Origin of the sequence: Streptococcus chenjunshii (genome assembly GCF_003086355.1) — a bacterium.
Classification (GTDB): Bacteria; Bacillota; Bacilli; order Lactobacillales; family Streptococcaceae; genus Streptococcus; species Streptococcus chenjunshii.
Map to the genome: position 1 here is coordinate 1,371,407 of NZ_CP031733.1, position 17,777 is coordinate 1,389,183.

General features: G+C 41.8%; 19 protein-coding genes and 1 other annotated feature. Of the genes, 5 read left to right on the forward strand and 14 right to left on the reverse strand.

Annotated features, from left to right (window positions below; genetic code table 11):
* Positions 1-50: 50 nt before the first annotated feature.
* Complete coding sequence (locus DDV21_RS06655) at positions 51-521, reverse strand: flavodoxin (RefSeq protein ID WP_116877622.1); 471 nt, start codon at positions 519-521, stop codon at positions 51-53.
* Between the two features lie 946 nt (positions 522-1,467).
* Between DDV21_RS06655 and DDV21_RS06660 the strand changes: the two genes are divergently transcribed.
* Complete coding sequence (locus tag DDV21_RS06660; protein WP_116877623.1) at positions 1,468-2,643, forward strand: low temperature requirement protein A; 1,176 nt, start codon at positions 1,468-1,470, stop codon at positions 2,641-2,643.
* Positions 2,644-2,802: 159 nt separating this feature from the next.
* Positions 2,803-3,897: a YncE family protein gene (locus DDV21_RS06665; protein ID WP_116877624.1), complete on the forward strand. Its 1,095-nt coding sequence runs from the start codon at positions 2,803-2,805 to the stop codon at positions 3,895-3,897.
* A 526-nt stretch (positions 3,898-4,423) separates the two neighbouring features.
* Here DDV21_RS06665 and DDV21_RS11985 read toward each other — a convergent pair.
* The 9 genes from DDV21_RS11985 to DDV21_RS06705 form a co-directional block, all read right to left on the reverse strand.
* Positions 4,424-4,657, reverse strand: a complete 234-nt coding sequence (locus tag DDV21_RS11985) for an aldo/keto reductase (RefSeq protein WP_310590869.1) — start codon at positions 4,655-4,657, stop codon at positions 4,424-4,426.
* Positions 4,648-5,382, reverse strand: a complete 735-nt coding sequence (locus DDV21_RS06670) for an aldo/keto reductase (protein WP_259293357.1) — start codon at positions 5,380-5,382, stop codon at positions 4,648-4,650. Before DDV21_RS06670 ends, DDV21_RS11985 begins: the two co-directional genes overlap by 10 nt.
* Positions 5,383-5,440: 58 nt before the next feature.
* Positions 5,441-6,412, reverse strand: coding sequence for an aldo/keto reductase (locus tag DDV21_RS06675; protein WP_116877699.1), 972 nt, complete (start codon positions 6,410-6,412; stop codon positions 5,441-5,443).
* A gap of 98 nt (positions 6,413-6,510) precedes the next feature.
* On the reverse strand, positions 6,511-7,158 hold the full coding sequence (locus DDV21_RS06680) for an NAD(P)H-binding protein (protein WP_116877625.1): 648 nt from the start codon (positions 7,156-7,158) through the stop codon (positions 6,511-6,513).
* Positions 7,159-7,173: 15 nt separating this feature from the next.
* The gene (locus tag DDV21_RS06685) at positions 7,174-7,731 is read right to left on the reverse strand and encodes a DapH/DapD/GlmU-related protein (RefSeq protein WP_199286020.1); all 558 of its coding nucleotides are present in this window, start codon (positions 7,729-7,731) and stop codon (positions 7,174-7,176) included.
* Between the two features lie 28 nt (positions 7,732-7,759).
* Positions 7,760-8,599, reverse strand: a complete 840-nt coding sequence (locus DDV21_RS06690) for an SDR family oxidoreductase (RefSeq protein WP_116877626.1) — start codon at positions 8,597-8,599, stop codon at positions 7,760-7,762.
* A gap of 39 nt (positions 8,600-8,638) precedes the next feature.
* On the reverse strand, positions 8,639-9,226 hold the full coding sequence (locus DDV21_RS06695; RefSeq protein ID WP_116877627.1) for an NAD(P)H-binding protein: 588 nt from the start codon (positions 9,224-9,226) through the stop codon (positions 8,639-8,641).
* Between the two features lie 108 nt (positions 9,227-9,334).
* Positions 9,335-9,781 (reverse strand): nuclear transport factor 2 family protein, encoded by a 447-nt coding sequence (locus DDV21_RS06700; RefSeq protein ID WP_199286021.1) that lies wholly within the window; start codon positions 9,779-9,781, stop codon positions 9,335-9,337.
* Between the two features lie 21 nt (positions 9,782-9,802).
* Entirely contained in the window at positions 9,803-10,174 is a 372-nt protein-coding gene (locus DDV21_RS06705; RefSeq protein ID WP_116877628.1) for a nuclear transport factor 2 family protein, read from the reverse strand.
* A 106-nt stretch (positions 10,175-10,280) separates the two neighbouring features.
* Here DDV21_RS06705 and DDV21_RS06710 point away from each other — a divergent pair, with 106 nt between their 5' ends.
* Entirely contained in the window at positions 10,281-11,168 is an 888-nt protein-coding gene (locus DDV21_RS06710) for a LysR family transcriptional regulator (protein ID WP_116877629.1), read from the forward strand.
* A gap of 496 nt (positions 11,169-11,664) precedes the next feature.
* Here the strand turns inward: DDV21_RS06710 and DDV21_RS06715 are convergent, their stop codons facing one another.
* Complete coding sequence (locus DDV21_RS06715) at positions 11,665-12,486, reverse strand: N-acyl homoserine lactonase family protein (RefSeq protein WP_116877630.1); 822 nt, start codon at positions 12,484-12,486, stop codon at positions 11,665-11,667.
* Complete coding sequence (locus DDV21_RS06720; RefSeq protein WP_162886294.1) at positions 12,473-13,282, reverse strand: SDR family NAD(P)-dependent oxidoreductase; 810 nt, start codon at positions 13,280-13,282, stop codon at positions 12,473-12,475. Before DDV21_RS06720 ends, DDV21_RS06715 begins: the two co-directional genes overlap by 14 nt.
* Before the next feature lie 26 nt (positions 13,283-13,308).
* On the opposite strand from DDV21_RS06720, the gene DDV21_RS06725 reads away from it, so the two are divergent.
* Positions 13,309-13,872 carry a TetR/AcrR family transcriptional regulator gene (locus DDV21_RS06725; protein ID WP_142917734.1) on the forward strand — a complete coding sequence of 188 codons (564 nt, stop codon included), beginning with the start codon at positions 13,309-13,311 and terminating at the stop codon, positions 13,870-13,872.
* Between the two features lie 155 nt (positions 13,873-14,027).
* On the opposite strand, the gene rplL is transcribed toward DDV21_RS06725, so the two are convergent.
* Positions 14,028-14,399, reverse strand: a complete 372-nt coding sequence (gene rplL / locus DDV21_RS06730) for a 50S ribosomal protein L7/L12 (RefSeq protein WP_116877633.1) — start codon at positions 14,397-14,399, stop codon at positions 14,028-14,030.
* A 73-nt stretch (positions 14,400-14,472) separates the two neighbouring features.
* Positions 14,473-14,973, reverse strand: a complete 501-nt coding sequence (rplJ, locus tag DDV21_RS06735; RefSeq protein ID WP_116877702.1) for a 50S ribosomal protein L10 — start codon at positions 14,971-14,973, stop codon at positions 14,473-14,475.
* Positions 14,974-15,000: 27 nt separating this feature from the next.
* Positions 15,001-15,135 (reverse strand) — a sequence feature (ribosomal protein L10 leader region).
* Between the two features lie 336 nt (positions 15,136-15,471).
* Here rplJ and DDV21_RS06740 point away from each other — a divergent pair.
* Positions 15,472-17,574, forward strand: coding sequence for an AAA family ATPase (locus tag DDV21_RS06740; protein WP_116877634.1), 2,103 nt, complete (start codon positions 15,472-15,474; stop codon positions 17,572-17,574).
* Positions 17,575-17,777: the final 203 nt, after the last annotated feature.

Below are 17,777 nucleotides of genomic sequence, written 5' to 3' on the forward strand. Positions count from 1 at the left end.
ATCCTAGTCAAAAAAATGTGCCACTCGCCTGAATGACACATTTTTATTTTTTACAGCAAAGCATTAGACTGCAGCCAAGATTTGACTGTGGCCGGGCTAGAAAGAACACGGCCGTTTTTGACAGATGAACCAGCCAGTTCACTCATAACCATTTGCGACTGATTGTAGCCGGAACCTCCGGAAGTTGCAAAGGGGAGCACCGTTTTCCCCGTCAGAGGTAAATCTTCAAGTACAGATAAAATCAGCTGAGGTGGTGTCCCCCACCAAATCGGATGGCCAATAATGATGGTATCATAAGAATCGATATCCGGCAACGAACCTTGATAAGCCGGCCGGATCTGCGGGTCATTTTGCTCCTGATTAGCCCGGCTGCTTGGATTATTCCAATCAAGATCTGCGGCACTGTAAGGTATCTCAGGTAAAATCCGGAAAAGGTCTGCCCCAAGTGTAGCAGCCATTTCTTCGGCAACTTTTTTAGTATGATTGGTGTTTGAAAAATAGAGAATAATTGTTCTCGACATCGCTAAATCTCTCCTTTCAGCTAATAATAAAACAACCGCATTTTCAGCGCTTCAGCCTGAATCTGGAACAAAACTGTCCCAGTTTCGCACCTTTTACGGGAGCAAATTTTGGGGGTGGAAGTCTTTATCTAGACAGGTCTTAATTCCAGATACCCACCTTAAACAGTCCACTGAACTGTTTAACCATCCCGCAAGTCACAGCCGCTCCTCCTAGCCGACTGTACAGAGGTGAGAGGATCATATGACAACAGCCCGACTCAAAAAATCACAGAGGGGGTGACCTTGCAGCCTGGGATTTTGTCTCAGTCTCAGTCTCAGACTCAACCTAACTATACTGCTATTTGCGAAAAATTGCAAAAATTGACTGGCTGCATAGAGCATTTTCCTCTTATCTAAAAATTGAAATCTTGTTAAAACTGCTGTATAATACCTTACATCAAATGGATTTTGTCATAAACTGAATGTTATTCAGCCAACTCGGCCGAATCTGGAATTTGAAGAAAATGGCAGCATATGGTTTGGGTTAAGGGCCTATCCTGCTCTCTGACTTACTGCCAGCCGTAGATGTCTGAAGGCTTTGTCGTCTTTGCAGCCGACCGCACCCTTCTAGTCATCCTGGCAGAGGTGCGCCGACGAAATCATAGATTTCTGGCTTACCGTCTTTTCATACGGATTTTTTAACGGCCTTTGTATCTTGGGAATTGAACACGGCCTAAACGCTGTGAGAAAAAGACAGCCCTCCCTAGAGTCTTTAGTGACTCAGCGGTCGGTCTCCTATTTTCTCTTTGCGTTCTTCACGGCCTTTGTATCTTATGAACTGAACACGGCCTAAACGCTGTGAGAAAAAGACAGCCCTCCCTAGAGTCTTTAGTGACTCAGCGGTCGGTCTCCTATTTTCTCTTTGCGTTCTTCACGGCCTTTGTATCTTATTGGAGGATGTTGAGTGATGTCATCTGTTAAAGCGAAGCGTGTTTCGAATTATGAACTGTTTTTTGATTTGGCCTTTGTTACTGCAATCGGCCAGTTAAACAGTAATCTTTATCATGTTGAGCAGCTGACTGTGGCTTCAATGGTTAGTTTTGTTTTTACTAATATTATTTTATTAAGCATTTGGATAAATGAGGTCTACTTCTTCAACCAATATGGAGATGCCAGAAGAATTGATATTTTTACGATTATTCCGCTTATGTATTTCATCGGCAACCTCTCTTTATATTTTGATTTTAATGTTGAGACCATTACAGCCAATCAGGTAAGTGTCTTTAATGCTTTACTTTTTGGCATTTATATCGTCATCGCTTTACAGTACGGTCTTAAAGGAAGACTGCTTGGTTTTGATAAGGAAATTACAAGAAGCATTACGAATAATCTCATTTACGCAATCAGTGTCCTTCCCTTTGTTTTTCAGCTTTTACCGGCTAATTCTTTTACGATGTCAATTGTCTATTTTATCCCTATTATACTTCCTCTCCTTAATCAGCCTCAAAACGGGAAGCAGCGCACCAATTTCCCTCACCTGCTTGAACGTTCCCAACTGCTGACTATCTTAACTTTCGGTGAAGCAGTCATTGCTATTATCAACCATTACCCGATGATGGAAGCACCATTCACAGGTCCGTTCTTCTTTTTGGGACTGTCACTGTCCTTTATGTTTTATATGTCGCAGACTTTTTTAAATATTGAACGGCACCAAAAAGCTTCAGGAAGTCTCTTGCTGTATGCTCATATCATCATCGTTATAGCTGTTAACTTTTTTACAATCGGCATGGAATTTTTGGCCGATCCTCATCAGCAGAATCATGGGTTTATCTTTTTCCTGACAGCCATCATTCTCTATTATTTGGGAATCGGACTGACAAATTATTATAACAAAGCCCTGTATAAACTAAAAGCAGAGACTGTGCTGCAGTGGCTTATGTTACTTATTGTTTGCTGCGGTCTCATGATTTATTTCCGAGCGCAGCTGCCTTTAATCGGAGCTCTACTGGTTGCCTTGAGCTATTGTATGGGACGGATCACTATGAGGGCCAGAAGAAAAGCACGTGAACAAAACAATATTCCTCACCCCGACGCCCGGCAGAATTTTCTTAATGAAATGCGCCGTCACCACAAAGGCAGATAAAAGGCAGCAGATTTTTTATTCGCAGACAGCCGAAATCAGAGAAACTGTTTCACTGTTCTCAAAACAATAGCAATTATGATATTAACAATCAAAGGACTACACAATGTTTAGCAGGTTTGATACTGTATAAATGACCGTGAGGAGACAGACAAATTAGTTATGAGAAAAAAACTTACAGTTTCAGTAATCATCATTTTAATTTTAGCTGCAGGCAGCTACTATCTTTTTCAAAATTATTATGTCATGGAACTTCAGGAATTAAAAATCAAGAACGGAACTAATGTGGATTCAGCCATCCAAAATGCCGAGTCATTTTTAGCAGAATTTGATACTCATTATCCTGAACTAACCCCATACCTTAGCCCTAAAAAACCACGCAGCTATGCTATTCCCGGTCTTATTAGAGCTAAAAATATACATGCTTCAGGCAAACAAAAGGGGAAAATCGGCTACGCCACCGATATGACTCCGCAAGGTCTAACAGTGACTAAAGATTACCTTATCATTTCCGCTTACAGCAAGAGTAAAGCCTTTCACTCTGTTCTTTGGATTATCAACAAAAATAACCGCAGCTTTATCAAGACAGTTGTCCTTGAAGGAACGGATCATGTTGGCGGTTTGGCTTACGATGCCAATCATCAGCGCTTATGGGTTACCAGTATTGAAAAAAACTGGACCAATTCAGCAGTTGCCTCACTGCCTTTAACAGATATTGAAAATTATGATTTTGATAAGAGTAAGAAGACACTCGCCTATGAGTATAAATTTGACTTGGCCGGTGTTAAACGCTCCTCTTTTATGACCCTTTACCAAAATAAACTTTTTGTCGGCTACTTTGACAAACAAAAAGAGGGGCACCTCAGCTACTACGATTTAGATAAGGACGGTCTGCCTCTTGAAACTGATTTAGATAGTTATGAAGGCAGTCTTGCTGCTAAAACAATCTCTATTCCTAAAAAAGTACAGGGAATCACTTTTTATGAGGATAAAATTATTTTCTCCCAGTCTTATGGCAAATCTGATTCTCACTTGCTTATTTATCAAAATCTAGGATTGGCCAACCTCAGTCATTTAACAGAAGGGAATGTGCTGCTAAAGGTTGCTACTCCTCCTTACCTTGAGCAGACCTGGGCTGACGGCAGCAACCTCTATGCCCTATTTGAATCTTCTGCTTCTGCATACCGTGATAATTGGGACATTGTTCTCGTCGACCGTATTCTTAAATTTGATTTTTCAGCCATTAAGGCCCAATAAAAAAACAGAGAGTGGGACAAAAATCAGTAAATGGTCATAACATGACGATTTCGATTTTGTTCTCCCGCCTCTGCACAGTTGATAGAAAGGGTAAGGCCGTTGAAAAAGTCATCTCAATGAAAATATCAACAATCAAACTGATTAAAAATCAATAAAAACAAATTAAAAAACGAACGACATAAACTTAGTCCCGTTTGACTAGTATAAAACGTTCGTTTTTTATCGGCTTGTTTTTCCGCAGACTTTTTTAGTGGTCTCTAGGGAGATTGCTGTCCCCTGCGCGATAAGGGATAAGAACTTCCAGTCAACCACTGCGCCAAACCCATATGTTTATGAGGCAGGACTCTTTTCCCAGCCTCATCCATGGGTTCTTATACTGACAGATCAATTGAAAGAACAGGGAGTGGCAGAATGAGGTCTCAGTCGCTGACAAACCAGTTTTTAGAATTCTGAATAATCCAGGCGTGAATGAAAATCAAGCTTATTCGAAGTTATCGATTTCTTCTGCTCTCTTTAAATTAGTTTACTAGAAATGTCGTTCATCAACATCAAAATGATTTAAAGCCTGATTAATTTCGGCGACCTCTGTATCGGTGAGTTTGATCTGCATAGCTGCTAAATTTTCTTTAAGACGCTCTTCTTTAGTCGTCCCCGGAATAGGGACAAGATAATCTTTCTGCGCTAATTCCCAAGCCAGAACAAGCTGAGCCGGTGTAATATGTTTTTGGCCGGCAAATTCTTTTAAAAAGTCTAACAGAATCTGGTTTTTTCCATCACTTCTGCCTTAAAGCGCCCCATAGTCTGCCGGAAATCACCATCCTCAAATTGTGTCTGCGCATTATATTTACCGGACAAAAAACCGTTTCCTAATGGGCTGTAGGCGACAAAACCAATGCCAAGTTCCTCGCATACAGAGAACATCTCCCTCTCCGGTCTCCTGTAAACCATTGAATATTGATTTTCTATAGCTGTCAGCGGTGTTACTGCATGAGCTCTTCTGACGTAGTCAATTGGAGCATTTGATGTCCCCCAGTGTTTAATTTTTCCCTCTTTAATCAGCTGTGCCATGGTGTCTGCAACATCTTCAGGCTCTACATCAGGGTCAATACGGTGCTGATAATACAAATCGATGCATTCTATCCCCAAACGCCGTAAAGAATTTTCGACTTGCTCTTTGATTGATTCTGGTTTACTGTCGAACTCTTGTTTAATGACACCACCACCTGCTGTCATAGCGGTAATGCCAAATTTTGTAGCCACAACCGCTTCCGGATGCCCTTTAATTGCCTGACCAAGCAAGATTTCATTGGCTTCGCCGTAAACAGGAGCCGTATCAAAAAAATAGCATCCTAAATCAAAGGCCTGATGAATCAATCGTGTCATATCCTGCCGATCTTTGGGAGCACCATAAGCGTGGTCCATTCCCATAATCCCTAAACCGATAGACGAAACTGTCAGATTCTGTCCCAATTGCCGTTTTGTCATACTGTACCTGCTTTCTTGTTACTGTTTACGTTTACTTCCTTCAAATATTGGCAAACCTTTATCTGAAATATTTAATCGGCCGTGTCAGATAAGGTTCTTCAAGATAGACAATATCATCAGTAGTTAAATGAATATCAAGTGCTGCGACAGCATCATCAATATACTTTGTTTTAGATGCACCGATGATTGGAGCTGTTACAAAGGACTTGCTCAGTACCCAGGCGGTTGCGATTTGCGAGCGTGTAACCTGATACTTTTCCGCCAGCTCCCCGACACGTAAAATGATCTTCCGATCTGCCTCCTGTACATAATCAGGATCATCTTGGCCCTGCAGACCCCGTCTGCCGACTGTGTCAGGGTCCCGAGTCAGCCGCCCAGATGCCAAGGGGCTCCATGGAGTCATCGCTACCTTTTGATCTTGCAGCAAACCAATCATCTCACGCTCTTCTTCACGGTAAAGCAAGTTATAGAGATTCTGCATGGATACGAATTTTGTCCAGCCGTTTTTTTCAGCTGTAAACTGTGCCTTTTGAAACTGCCAGGCATGCATTGATGAGGCGCCGATGTAACGCACCTTTCCTGCTTTTACCAAATCATGCAGAGCTTCCATTGTTTCTTCAATTGGTGTATCGTAATCCCAGCGGTGGATAATATATAAATCCAAATAATCCGTCTGAAGCCGTTTTAAACTAGCATCGATTTCACGGAAAATGCTTTTTCGCGACAGCCCTTTAGCATTAGGACCTGTAAACATGGGAAAATAGATCTTAGAGGCCAGTACAATGTCGTGACGTTTTGCATATTTCTTTAAAGCACGTCCCAAAATTTCTTCACTGGATCCTTGCGAATAAAGATTAGCTGTATCAAAAAAGTTGATCCCCTGCTTTAAGGCATGTTTAATAACCAGACTGCTCTCTTGTTCACCTATCGACCAAGTTTCACGCCCACGTTCCGGCTCACCAAAACTCATACAACCAAGTGCTAAACGTGACACCTCGAGGCCTGTATGACCGAATTTCAGATACTCCATATATTCTTCCCTTCTTGTTTTTTCTGACAGCTCTTTCTGCCTTATCATCGGCTTATGCTGACAGCTGTAATTCTTTATCTGCTTTAGCCGACTGTCAGTCAATAAACCGGACGGCTGCTGCCCTCTGTTGCCGGATCGGCGATACCGACACTGTCGTTTAAGAGGTAAGTGGGATTTTGAATTATGCGCACAACAAGATCAGCCATTGACTGCCGAGAACCAGAAACACCTTTATAAGGTTCTGTTTTGTGTGTCACTTCATACTTAATCTCAGCTCTGTCATTCAGCCAAGGCAAGCGCAAAGTCGTATAACCTAAACCGGAATTTAAAAGCAGATCGTCTGCACGACGTGCGCTGTCTAAGCCCGCTTTGCCTATTGTCGTTTTATTCCAGCGGCCAAACTCTCCTCCTACCTCATTATATATTCCTAGCACATTGGCAGCGATCACACGATTGACGCCATTTTTTTGCATAGCTTCAATCACGTTTTTTGTTATCCTATTATCACTGTCATGGTCAACAGTTGATAAAAAAACAATATCCTGATTTTTCATCGCTTGGTTTAATTGCTGCAGCTGACGGATATCGCCTTCTACTATCGTCACCCTGTCACTGCCGGCCAGGTTTTTAAGCCGGAAGCTCTGCCGCAAAAATAAGGTAAGATGATCTGAATCTTCAGTCAGTAAACGCTGAATAACCAAACGGGAAATTTGACCGTTTGCTCCCAGAATAAGAATATTTGACATGTACAACACCTCTTTCTAGTCGATCGTTTTAATTTTTCTGGCAGGGCTGCCGCCTACAACTGTTTTATCGGGAACATCTCTGGTAACAACAGCTCCGGAAGCGACAACAGCTCCTTCTCCTACAGTGATTCCTGGCAAGATGATACTCCTAGCACCAATCCAGGCACCTTTTTTAATATGAATCGGTTTAAACTGCAAAATATCTAAATTCTTAAAATCATGATTTGCCGTGATAAGTGCGGCTTCCGGACCGATCATTACTCCGTCTTCAATAGTGATGCCTCCTGAACTCATACAAGTCAGGCCGTGATTAATAAAAACATTTTTTCCAATCGTCATAGTTTTAGCACGATCAATTTGCAGCGGTGTCAGAATAACCGAACTTTGCGGCAATCTTCCTTCAAAAAGTTGGTTCAGAAGCTGTGCTGCTTTTGGATCACCTGGCTGGGTTTGATTGAGCTGAAAGCAGAGCTTTCGGCTTCTGGCCATTTCTTCTGCTGCTGTTGTTTGATAATCCTCATCCGTCAGACGGTTAATCCACTCTCCTTGACGCATTCTTTGAAAAATATCCATCCCAATCCTCACTTGTCATCTGACGTGACTAATCTTTTATCTCTGGCTGCAAAGGACCGTAAAAATACGAGGCAGTCGCTCCGCCATCGACCAGGAAAGTTGAACCTGTGATAAACTGTGCCCGTTCACTCATAACAAGTTCTGCCACATCAGCAATTTCATCTGCTGTGCCAGGCCGTCCAGCTGGAGATTTAGCAAACATATTTTTGTAAAAATCTCCGCGAACACCATTGAATTCATCGAGTGCCAAAGGAGTGACAACAATACCAGGTGCAATCGCATTGATTCTGGCACCGCGTTCTCCCCAGCGTACAGCTTCATACATTGTCCTTTTTTCATTAGCCCGCTTAGCCAGCTGGTAAGCATGGAGAGAGTCTTTGACGTGGTCCGGCTGCAAAAAGTCCAGACTTAATAACTTTTCAGACTCCGTCATCGCTAAAGCGCGGTCCTGCTCTTGTGTCAAAGCCGGCATGCGAAAACCGGACTGGCTGGTAATCGTGACTCCAGCTCCGCCTTCAGCAATCACTTGCCCCACTTCCTCCAACAGAACAGCCGTACCATATAAATCAACGTTAAAAATGGTTTCAACTGAAGCTTGGGAAGGGGATACCCCTGCACCATTGATGAGATATTTGATTGGACCAAATGTCTCTGCATAGGCGATATAGGCCCGAATGGATTCACGGGAAGATAAATCCACCGTAACTTTTTCGACATCAAATCCAGCTTCTGTCATTATTGCAGCAACTGACTGAGCATTCTCAGCCGACTTATCACCAACAATTATTTTTTTACCATAGCCGATACGGCGAGCAATCGCCATAGAAATTTGGCCGGCACCCATTACTAGTAAAACATCTTTTCCCATTTAAATGCTCCTCCTCTTTGCCTCCGTTTTTACTCCTTTTTAACGTACGATTCCTAGGTTAGCCCGGCTGTGTAAAGCTGGATCTTCAACTATCGTTTTCACACACTGCGCAATTGCACGACGTGAGATAGCATTGCCATATATGGTTTCTCCTTTTGGAAACAATTCATAGCTGAGATCATTGCTGTTATCGAACCAGCCTGGACGAAGAATCGTGTAATTCACATTGGAAGCCTCTACAATATCAGCAGCCTGACGGTAAGAACGAAGAACGGGATCTACTCGGCCGTTTTGTCCAGGCAATTCCCCATAAATACCATAAGAACTGATAAAGACCAAGCGCTGACTGGCACTGTTATCCAGTGCCTCAATAATCGCCTGCGCCATTGCAGGCAGATCTCCGGAGAGAGCTGCAAAAATCACATCCTGATCAGTGACTGCCTCTTTTAATTCAGCTCTGTCGAAAACACTGGCTGAAATCTTTTTCACCCGTGAATCATCAGCAGATAGACAGTCTGCCGAACGTGAAAACAGCGTCAGGTGCGCATCTGTTTCCTCAAGCAGTGTTTGTGTCAAAGCTCTTCCAAGCGAGCCCGTTGCACCGATAATTAATACATTTTTAGACATATATCGTCTCCTTCTCTTAAAGCTACAAAAACGGGGTTAGGAAAAATGTGTACTGGGTCCTTTTTTGATCCCAGCCTCTGCTGCAGGTTGAAAGCAATATCTCCGCTTTTACTGGACATTTTCAGTTTTTGAAAAAACAAAGTACTGCTCGCGTTCAGCAATCAGCCATTTACCGTTTTGTTTAACATAGGTATCATAGTAACGAATACCGTGTGTGGTCAGTTTATCAGCGCCTTCTTCTTCTGTGATAAGATGTGCCAAGCCATAGCACACCCCGGTAGCATGTTCTGCATCCTGGAAGTCAACGACCTGCTGTCCGTTAATATGTAAGGCTTCTTTGGCTGCACCAAAATTTTTATAGGCTGCAATCAAATCCTGAACATTATCAAATGCCATGCCAACCTCATTATTAAAGTAAACACGGACATGACAGTCAGGGGTGAAAATATTAACATAATAATCCTGGTTGTCTTTGTCTGATTCATTGGCATAGCGGTCAACCAATAATTTCAATTCTGTTCGTGCTGCTAGTTCTTCTGTTGCTGTCATTGTCATCTGTATGTCCTCCATTTTTCCTTAATAAGTTGAAGCCACTTGTTTGGTGATTTTCCAATCATCCCCAACTTTTTTAAAAAACATTTTAATCTGCAAAGGCCAAGTATGAGGGCCGCTGCCCCAAACTTTAGCTTTAACACGGCTCTGCCCTATTAAGCTTGCCTTATTGCTGTCAATAACCAAGTCTTTGATAGCTTCCTCTTCCCAAGAATAGTAGACCATTTCTTCCGATTCAATCTGACTCAGCCACTCTGCGACAGGCTGAGCATAGCCAGACATATGGACCAAAACGGTATCAGGCTGCAGGAGCTTTCTCAAAACAGCCGTATCTTTTTCAACCATCGCCTGATTAACTTGACGGTAAAGGTTTTTTAACAGTTCTTGGTCAGACATTTTTTCTCCTATCTATTGACTTGATAGTTTTATTATAATGCCGTATAATAAAATAGTCCAATACATATTTCTGATTATTTATAAAATTATTTTATAAGGAGCGGGCATGAATACCAAACAGATGAACTATCTTATCGAGACAGCTAAAACACTTAATTTAAGTCGGGCTGCTGAAAACTTATTTATTTCACAGCCTTCCCTGTCTTATCAGATAAAAATTATTGAAGAAGAGGTTGGTTTTTTCATTTTTGAACGCATCGGGAAAAGTATCCGGCTGACACCAGCCGGTCAGCAGCTGATAACATCCCTGCAGCGGATTTCTGTTGAATGGCAGTTAGCTATAGAGCAGGCTCAGAATATGGGCGAGAAGTACAAGAATTCTATTAAGATTGGTTTTGCTTCCCGTTCAGCTCTTTACCTACTCCCCCAAGCGATCAAAATATTCGAGGAAAAACAGCCCACTGTCCAAATCGTTCCTGAAATACAGGCACCGAATGACTCCATTACTGCTTTTATCCAGAAAGAATTAGATATGATTCTGCTGCCTAAAGATGAAGCTGAAAAGCTGACTGGTATCACCGCCTATCCTCTCTACACCAGCCATATTTATCTGCTTTGCCAAAACAAAGATCCTTTAGCTGAGAAAAAGCAGGCTACTGCTGAGGATTTAGCTCATCGAACACTCTTGGTAAATGGCGGATCTTCGAAAACATTGCGTCAGGTACAGCAGCGTGTGATATCTCAGGTCCCGATTAGCTACTACAACAGCCCGACACATGACTTCACCCTGATTCAGGTAGCCAGTGACAAAGCTATCTGCCTGTCTCCGGGTTATCTTAACGATCATACCGGCGCTTTCGCCTGGATTCCTTTCGACTGCCCTGAGCATTTCGATTTCGTTCTTTGTATCCACCAAGATAACCGCTCCCCAGGTATCAAAGTTTTTATTGATATTTTAAAAGACCTTTACGATAAAAGTACGTTGAATCTCTAAAATGAAGAAGAAATGAAGAGAGGGGGACAGAAATCGGTAAATTGTCATAACATGACGATTTCGATTTTGTTATCCCACCCTCCCATACAGTTTGATTAGGGAGAGCGCTATCCCTTAACAAGGGCTGAGAACTTCCAATCAGCCACCGAACTCATATGTTAAAAAAAGCAAAACGAGGCGGGGGACAAAAATCCTGCCTCATTTTATTTTATCGGGATATATTTTGCGATTGGAAGTTCTGATTTGAATGTGTCTTAATTTTTAATTATCAGACATACCTCTTAAACAGTCCTTAATTGCTCACAGCAGTCTTCCAAATCAACTGCGCGAAGGGGATGGCTGTCCGAACTTAAAACTTAAAGAGTGAAGGAAGCTTATGGCTTGAAGCACTCTCTTTCTTTACCTTAAATTAATTGTTCGTTAAAAATCTTCTTGATCGGCTTCCATCTTCCCAATTTTTAGTCACCGCTGTCTTTCTTAAACGATACACAGCAAATTAGATTTCAATGACTTGTTCATCAAGATTAGGATCGTGATTGGCAAAAGCAGCCTGACACAGTGGGTCCCGTACAGTCTGTCTGACCCACTCAAGTGCTTCTCGGGCTTTTTCTCTATCACTGACTACACCTGGTGTCAGGTTTTCTTCCCAATTTTTTGGAGAGTAGCCTGCATCTGAGGTTAGCAAAATATAGCGGCCTGTCTGTGTATTCTTTATAGTTGTAGCACAAAGACCATCTGAATGCCCTGGAATCCAAATAAATTCAATACTGCCGTCTCCAAAAAGATCATAAGACATTCCTTGGGGACCTTTCCCGGTTTTAGTCAGCGTAAAAGTTTGTAAATCAACCCCTTTCCATTCATGATGCAGATATTTGAATCTGTCTTTCTTAGCAGTTTGCCATTCCGGCTCGCTGACTAAAATTTTTTTAGCCTCTTTGACCAATCTAAGGCCATCAGCATGATCGCAATGTAAATGGCTGAGAACTACAGCGTCAATGTCGCTTGGCGAATACCCCAGTTTAGCAAGCTGTTCATGAACAGTCTGCCCTTCCGGTAAAACAGCTTTATTTACGAACCATTGAAAAGATAAGTTTCGCAGCTGACGGTGGCGATTGTCTGTATGCCAGCCAGTGTCAATTAAAACTAAACCTTTTGGATGTTCAATAAGATAGACCGAGACAGGCAGTTCCATACGGTGTTTTTTTCCTCGCAAAAAACCTGTCCATGCTATTGGGGAGTCTGTATCTCTGTGATATGGCAATGCTTCATCTACAATGACTGTACCTGTATGCAAGATATGTAATTTAATCGTTTCCATGTTTATCTCCTTTTTGATACGGTGATTTCATAATACGCCCAACTGCTCGTGTCGTCAGAGAAGCAGGACTAATTTTGGCTAAAACGGCAAAAAAGCGGTTGCGAAAGCCAGGAATAGCCACTACACGATCCCTCTTTAATTCTCTATAAGTAAAGTCAGCAATCCGTTCGGCACTGCTATTTTTAAAAGTCGCAAAAAGTTTTTGCGAACCGGGTCCAGCATAGGCCTCAAAACCTGTCCTCGTCGGTCCCGGACAAATAGCTTTTACCTGTACCTTTGAATCCTTTAATTCCTCGCTCAGAGCTAAACTGAATGACAAAACAAAAGATTTAGTAGCATGGTAAACAGCCATATAAGGCCCCGGCTGAAAAGCCGCTGTTGAACAGATATTGATAAGAAATGTATCTTGCCCTTGATTTTTCAGCAGAGGTAAAAAAAGACGGCTTATTGCAACTAATGCTGCATTGTTGACAGCAATCATCCGAATTTGTTTATCAAGATCACAGTTCATAAAATCACTGTGATCACCAAAACCAGCATTGTTAATCACTGTATCCGGAATAAGGCCTTGTTCGTCAATAATACTGTAAATAGCCTGAGCGGCATCTGCTTGACTCAAGTCCTGAGCAATTGTTATAATGGAACATGTGTAACCTTGTTTTAACTGATTAGCTGTATCTTCCAATTTTGTTGAATCTTTAGCGACAAGTATTAAGTGAGCGCCTTCTTTAGCAAAACGTTCCGCAAGAGCTTTGCCGATGCCGCTGGAAGCGCCGGTTATTAAAACGGTTTTCAATTTTACCTCCTTTATAAATAGAAAGCATGATGATGACCCTTAACAGCCATTCTTTACAGCATTTTACTCCCAGCGATACTCAGATGAGCCTTTACCGAGCTTATCTCGATTTATGGATAAAAGTTGGCCCAAACAAAATCAGAGTGTCACATCTTTGTCATAAAGCACCAGCAGCACGCTCAACTTTTTATATATATTATGAGACAATTGATGACTTAAAAGATGAACTGGAGAATTACATCTTAGCTCTTTTAGTAGATAAAAATCAAAAGGCCTTTGAAAAAGAAATCACATCATCAAAAGACATTGTCTTTGTTGCGTCTACACTGGCATTTGTGAAAGAACATGAAAAAGTATTCCAAGCATTTGTGCTGTCAGAACCTAATCTGATGTTTATAGAGAAATGGAAATCAGCCTGCCAAAGGCATTTTCAGCTGCTGCTTAAAAACGATAATAAAGAATTCTTAGATTTTCAGTTAGAGGTACTATCAGCAGCAGTGGTTTCTGCCATCACCTACTTTCTCAAACATCCAGACAGCCAAATTGATGAACAAACTATTAATCAGCTTGTTTTCAAACTTCTGGATTAGTTTCTCACGCTTCCTCTAGATAGTATACTTCCCCTTAATTATAATGTACAGGACAGTTTTGGAAAAAATGTCTAAACATTTATGAGATTCTACTAAAAAACCGCAGACCCTGCAGCCTGCGGTTTTTATTATTCGTTCAAAAACTTGATACTCTCTTATTTAAGAGTAACTGAAGCGCCTGCTTCTTCAAGCTTAGCTTTAAGTTCTTCAGCTTCAGCTGCAGCAACGCCTTCTTTAAGAACAGACGGTGCGTTGTCAACAAGTCCTTTCGCTTCTTTAAGGCCTTCACCAGTAATTTCACGAACAACTTTGATAACAGCAACTTTCTTGTCGCCAGCAGCAGTCAGTTCAACATCAAATGAGTCTTTAGCTGCTGCTTCATCAGCTCCGCCTGCTGCACCTGCTGCAGCAACTGGTGCCGCTGCAGTTACACCAAATTCTTCTTCGATAGCCTTTACAAGGTCGTTAAGCTCAAGAATTGAAGCTTCTTTAATTTCAGCAATAATGTTTTCAATATTCAATGCCATTATTCATTCCTCCAAATATCAGTTTAATTAAACGTTTTTGCAGCTCAAAAGCTGCCAGTTAATGCAAATAGGGTTAGGCTGCATCTTCTTTGTTTTCTGCAACTGCTTTAACAGCATAAGCAACATTGCGCACTGGTGCTTGCAGTACAGAAAGAAGCATAGAAAGCATGCCTTCGCGGTTTGGCAGTTTTGCAAGTGCTTGAATTTCTTCTTTAGTCGAAATAGCACCTTCAATCGTGCCGCCTTTAATTTCCAAGACTTCAGCATCTTTAGCAAAATCATTGATGATTTTTGCCGGAGCAATAACATCTTCGTTCGAAAATGCTACTGCAGACGGTCCAACGAAAATATCTTTCAAATCGTCAAGACCTGCTTTTTCAGCTGCACGGCTCAAGATAGAGTTTTTTATCACTCTGAATTCAACGCCGCTTTCACGCAGAGAACGACGCAAAACTGTATCTTGTTCAACTGTAAGGCCGCGTGAGTCAACAACAACGATACTTGCTGCTGCTTTCATCTTTTCGGCAACCAGTTCAACCTGTTCAGCTTTTTTAGCAATAATAGCTTCACTCATTCGTTTTACCTCCGTTTTTATTTTTGGGCTAGGTACAAAAAATCGCACCTAGACCTAGACACGAAAGTACAAATACGTTATTTATTAATGACGTTTTGTGCCTCGGCAGGAATATTACGAGCACTGCTCCCCTGCTGTCTTAGGTCAGTTTTATTCAAAACCTTTACCAGTATAGCTTAATATCTGCTATCTGTCAACAGTTTTAAACTGCTCAAACTAAAGAATTTTTTCTTCCTTTGCATAAACATGTTATAATATTAGAATTTACCTTTTTGTTTATGTTTTTTCTAAAAAAACAATATTTTTGTATTATTTTGTATTGACCTTTTTTGACCAATGGTGTATTATAGTATTAGAAGGTGATTAAGGAAAACACGAGATATAAAATCCCGTAAGCATGCATATTAAAAGCTTTTAAAAAGTACATACAGATCATCGCCTTCAAACTCAAAATCATATAATAATATTATTTAAGCATAAAAAAGTGAGGTAACTATTATGGCAAACTATTATAATCGCGATCCTTTTGGAAATATGGACGATATCTTCAACCAACTGATGGGGCGCATGGGAGGTTACAATACAGAAAACCGTCGCTATCTCATCAATGGTCGGGAAATTACCCCAGAAGAATTTGAACAGTACAGGTCAACTGGTAAGCTTCCGGGAAATCCGGAAAAACAAGAAACAGCGGCTGCGCCTAAAAAAGACGGAATGCTGGCAAAGCTGGGAACCAATCTGACCGAAGAGGCGCGTCAGTCACACTTAGATCCGGTCATCGGACGTAATAAAGAGATTCAGGAAACTGCAGAAATCCTTTCCCGACGAACCAAGAACAATCCTGTTCTAGTCGGCGATGCTGGTGTAGGTAAAACAGCTGTTGTAGAAGGATTAGCTCAGGCAATCGTTAACGGCGATGTCCCTGCTGCTATCAAAAACAAAGAAATTATTTCCATTGATATCTCAGGCTTAGAAGCAGGTACACAGTATCGCGGCAGTTTTGAGGAAAATATCCAAAATTTAGTTAAGGAAGTTAAAGACGCTGGTAACATCATTTTATTCTTTGATGAAATTCATCAAATCCTCGGTGCTGGAAGTACTGGCGGAGACAGTGGGTCAAAAGGTCTGGCGGATATTTTGAAACCAGCTTTGTCACGCGGTGATTTAACTGTTATCGGGGCAACGACTCAGGACGAATACCGCAATACAATCATGAAAAATGCTGCGCTTGCCCGCCGCTTTAATGAAGTTAAGGTCAACGCACCTTCTGCCCAAGATACTTTTCATATTCTGATGGGAATTCGTACACTTTATGAACAGCACCACAATGTCATTTTGCCCGATAAAGTACTTAAGGCCGCTATTGATTACTCTATTCAGTATATTCCGCAACGCAGCCTGCCCGATAAGGCTATTGACCTCATCGATATGACAGCAGCTCATTTAGCTGCTCAGCATCCTGTCACGGATGTCCAAACACTTGAAGCAGAGATTAAACGGCAAAAAAATCAACAGGAAGAAGCTGCAGCTCGTGAAGATTATGAAGCTGCACTCGCTGCTAAAACACGTATTGACGACCTGCAAAAGCAAATTGACAATCATACCGAAGGACAGAAAGTCACAGCCACCATCAACGATGTTGCACAATCAGTCGAAAGACTGACAGGCATACCTGTCTCAAATATGGGGACCAGTGATATTGAAAGACTGAAAGAAATGGGCGAACGCCTGCAGGGCAAAGTCATCGGACAAAATGAGGCTGTTGCTGCAGTGGCTCGAGCGATTCGGCGCAATCGTGCCGGCTTTGATGAAGGAAACCGTCCAATCGGCAGTTTTCTCTTTGTCGGCCCTACTGGAGTGGGGAAAACTGAATTAGCTAAACAGCTGGCTTTAGACATGTTTGGTTCCAAAGAAGCTATTATTCGACTAGACATGTCGGAATACTCCGACCGCACAGCTGTTTCTAAACTGATTGGCACTACCGCCGGATATGTTGGATATGATGATAACAGCAATACCCTTACCGAACGTGTCCGCCGCAATCCTTATGCTATCATTCTGCTTGACGAAATCGAAAAAGCTGATAGTCAGGTTATCACTCTGCTTCTGCAAGTCCTGGATGACGGCCGGCTGACTGACGGACAAGGCAATACCGTTGATTTTAAAAACACGGTGATTATTGCAACTTCAAATGCTGGGTTTGGTCACACCCTTCCTGATGAAGCGGATAGAGAAAAGCAAGACATTATGGATCGAATCGCCCTTTACTTCCGTCCTGAATTTTTAAACCGCTTTAACGGAGTCATTGAATTTTCGCATCTAAGCAAGGAAGATTTAAAAGAAATCGTTGATTTAATGCTCAGCGAGGTGGAACAGACCATAGCTAAGAAAGGGATTGACTTAGAAGTTACTGAACAGGCTAAAACTCTTCTCATCGAACTGGGCTATGATGAAGCCATGGGTGCCCGTCCGCTTCGCAGGGTTATTGAACAGGAAATCCGTGACAGAATCACCGACTTCTATTTAGACCATCTTGACAGCAAGCACCTGTTAGCAGACTGCAAAGACAGACACATCATTATTTCTGAAAGGAAAGTCTAAATCATCAACAAACCTTGTCAATAAAAAAGAAGCTGGGACAATCCGTCTCAGCTCTATTTATTTAATACAACAAGATACAAAGGCCGTTAAGAACGCAAAGAGAAAATAGGGGCCTGACCGAAGAGTCATTAAAGACTCAAGGGAAGGCTGTCTTTTTCTCACAGCGTTTAGGCCGTGTTCAGTTCATCAATATACAAAGGCCG

Coding starts and splice junctions, on each gene's coding strand:
- rplL (WP_116877633.1), bottom strand. CDS start 14,399: ATGGCATTGAATATTGAAAACATTATTGCTGAAATTAAAGAAGCTTCA.
- DDV21_RS06685 (WP_199286020.1), bottom strand. CDS start 7,731: ATGGATATTTTTCAAAGAATGCGTCAAGGAGAGTGGATTAACCGTCTG.
- DDV21_RS06740 (WP_116877634.1), top strand. CDS start 15,472: ATGGCAAACTATTATAATCGCGATCCTTTTGGAAATATGGACGATATC.
- DDV21_RS06655 (WP_116877622.1), bottom strand. CDS start 521: ATGTCGAGAACAATTATTCTCTATTTTTCAAACACCAATCATACTAAA.
- DDV21_RS06695 (WP_116877627.1), bottom strand. CDS start 9,226: ATGTCTAAAAATGTATTAATTATCGGTGCAACGGGCTCGCTTGGAAGA.
- DDV21_RS06710 (WP_116877629.1), top strand. CDS start 10,281: ATGAATACCAAACAGATGAACTATCTTATCGAGACAGCTAAAACACTT.
- DDV21_RS06680 (WP_116877625.1), bottom strand. CDS start 7,158: ATGTCAAATATTCTTATTCTGGGAGCAAACGGTCAAATTTCCCGTTTG.
- DDV21_RS06700 (WP_199286021.1), bottom strand. CDS start 9,781: ATGACAATGACAGCAACAGAAGAACTAGCAGCACGAACAGAATTGAAA.
- DDV21_RS06670 (WP_259293357.1), bottom strand. CDS start 5,382: ATGACAAAACGGCAATTGGGACAGAATCTGACAGTTTCGTCTATCGGT.
- DDV21_RS06675 (WP_116877699.1), bottom strand. CDS start 6,412: ATGGAGTATCTGAAATTCGGTCATACAGGCCTCGAGGTGTCACGTTTA.
- rplJ (WP_116877702.1), bottom strand. CDS start 14,973: ATGAGTGAAGCTATTATTGCTAAAAAAGCTGAACAGGTTGAACTGGTT.
- DDV21_RS06705 (WP_116877628.1), bottom strand. CDS start 10,174: ATGTCTGACCAAGAACTGTTAAAAAACCTTTACCGTCAAGTTAATCAG.
- DDV21_RS06665 (WP_116877624.1), top strand. CDS start 2,803: ATGAGAAAAAAACTTACAGTTTCAGTAATCATCATTTTAATTTTAGCT.
- DDV21_RS06715 (WP_116877630.1), bottom strand. CDS start 12,486: ATGGAAACGATTAAATTACATATCTTGCATACAGGTACAGTCATTGTA.
- DDV21_RS06690 (WP_116877626.1), bottom strand. CDS start 8,599: ATGGGAAAAGATGTTTTACTAGTAATGGGTGCCGGCCAAATTTCTATG.
- DDV21_RS06660 (WP_116877623.1), top strand. CDS start 1,468: ATGTCATCTGTTAAAGCGAAGCGTGTTTCGAATTATGAACTGTTTTTT.
- DDV21_RS06725 (WP_142917734.1), top strand. CDS start 13,309: ATGATGATGACCCTTAACAGCCATTCTTTACAGCATTTTACTCCCAGC.